Raw genomic sequence first — 2,112 nt, 5'->3', positions numbered from 1 at the left:
CACCCCACAGGGTAACCACGTCCGCGTCACCGTCGACCAGCTCACGGCCACGATCAAGACCCTGCTCAAACGCATCCAGTACAGGCCCGACCTGATCGCCGGCTTCCTCGGCCAGACCGACCTCACCTTGGACCCAGAACCGCCGTAGCCAGACCCTGACCATTCAAGCTCTGTAGCACGGCTATCCCGCCGCCGAGGGCGATGCCGGCGAGCCGGATCACCCTCGCGACCTGGCCCCCGCCCGCACCCGGATCCACGACCTGATTCGCGATCTCCACCGCGCCCGCGCCGGCCAGCGCAGCGAGCGCGTAGACGCCGGTTAACCGTGGACCGACGACGCTCGCGGCCAGCAGCGGAGCCATGACCACCAGTGCAATGATGACGAAGTCGGGGCCACCGACGATGTCAACGACGCAGACTGCCACGATGATGACGAGTGGGACCAGCGCCGCTGCCCGCGAACGGACCCACACGATGGTCACACCGAATTTTCTCAGCCGGTGACCGGCCACACAGCGGAGACGACCGGAATACGACGAAAACCGGCAGTCGGGCCAAGGTTTAGTAGGAATGGGTCGGAGAATCAGGACTGCTGTCACATCTGATGATATCCCGGATCAACCTGCGAAAGAATTGGCCTGAGGATCAGGTGTTCAAGCGCTCGGGTCCAGGATCTTCCTGGTAATGGTGGGGGAGGAGGTTTCTGCAGGGACCCGGCGGACAGCGGCGTTCGGGTGGCACGGGTCGGACACATCGGATAGTCAGTGGGAATGCTGCGGTGTACTGCGGAGGGCCTGACCGCACCGGCACTGCGGGCGGGTCGCGTCCGCCGCACAGAAGTGAGGTGGCAGCCACGGACCGAGGAGCCCTGCGCCCGTCCTCGGCAGTATGCGATCAAAGTGTGGGGCGTCCCGGCGCGAGGTCTGGGGTGTAGGCCGTCGGGTTTCCTGTTCGTCGGGCCTTTGCCGCGTACATCGCGAGGTCGGCGCGGTGGAGCAGGGTTTCAGCGGTGGGGGGTTCGTTGGCCGGGTCGACGACGACGAGTCCGGTGCTGGTGGCGATGGTGTAGGTGGTGCCCTCGAGGTCGATCGGTGCCCGTACCGACGAGGCGAGGCGACGCCCGACCATTTCGGGGTCTTCGACGGCTGGGTCGAGGAGGATCGCGAACTCGTCGCCGCCGAGACGGGCGACTGTGTCCGAGGGCCGCACGTTGTTGACGAGGCGCCGCGCGGTGATCCGCAGCAGGTCGTCACCGGCTGCGTGGCCGACGGCGTCGTTGACCTGTTTGAAGTTGTCGAGGTCGCAGAACAGCACCGCGAGCCGCCTGTCGGGCTGATCGCGGTGGCGCAGTGCCAGCGCGAGCCGGTCGATGAACAGGGTGCGGTTCGCCAGCCCGGTGAGCGGGTCGTGGAACGCCTGGTAGCGCAGTTCGTGCTGTTTCTCCTCGACCTGGCTGAGGAGGCGGATGTTGTCGGCCATCGTGACCATCTGCCGGACCAGTGCGATCAGCAGCAGGGCCAGCATCGCCCAGACCTCCTCCTGGCGGGCGATGTCCTCACCAGAGGTCTCGATCACCGTCGCGATACCGGCTGCGGTCAACGGCAGGTATGGCAGGACCGCGTGCCACCAGCGGCGCCGTGCCGGGACGAACGGCCTGTCGGCATCAGGGCCGGCGTTCCGTGTGGACTGTGAGGTGTCGGGCGAGAGTGCCGCGAGCCCGATGAACAGCGGACCTGCGAGCAGGAGGAGGTCGGCCAGCCGCGGGACGTCACGCAGACCACGTACGACCACGGCCGTGTAACAGATGATCGAGACGGTGACGGTGAGTAGACCCAGGGTGAGTAGACCCAGCTCCAGGCCGAGCCCTGGGTGTGGCTGGCGGAACACGGCTACCAGGAACACGGCGACTGTGACGATCAGGCTGGCTGCCGCAAGGATGATCGAGTAGATGGGTCCGGCGGCCAGCGGGCCCTTCCCCTCGACCGCTTCCTCGAGAACGGCGATCCAGGCCAGCAACGTAATCGCGCCGACCACGATCAGACCGTCCAGAATCGTGATCACGTACCAGTGGTGGTCCCGGCCCCGCCCGGGCTCCCGTGACGACCCGTCGAG

General features: G+C 66.7%; 2 protein-coding genes. Both read right to left on the bottom strand.

Annotated features, from left to right (window positions below):
• Positions 1–122: 122 nt before the first annotated feature.
• Positions 123–482 (bottom strand): hypothetical protein, encoded by a 360-nt coding sequence (locus BBK14_RS12710; protein WP_071062234.1) that lies wholly within the window; start codon positions 480–482, stop codon positions 123–125.
• A 412-nt stretch (positions 483–894) separates the two neighbouring features.
• A partial coding sequence (locus BBK14_RS12705) for a GGDEF domain-containing protein (protein WP_071062232.1) occupies positions 895–2,112 on the bottom strand: 1,218 nt, incomplete at its 5' end.

Origin of the sequence: Parafrankia soli, from assembly GCF_001854695.1 — a bacterium.
In the GTDB taxonomy this organism is placed as follows: domain Bacteria; phylum Actinomycetota; class Actinomycetes; order Frankiales; family Frankiaceae; genus Parafrankia; species Parafrankia soli.
This window is presented reverse-complemented; position numbering and strand designations above follow the sequence as displayed.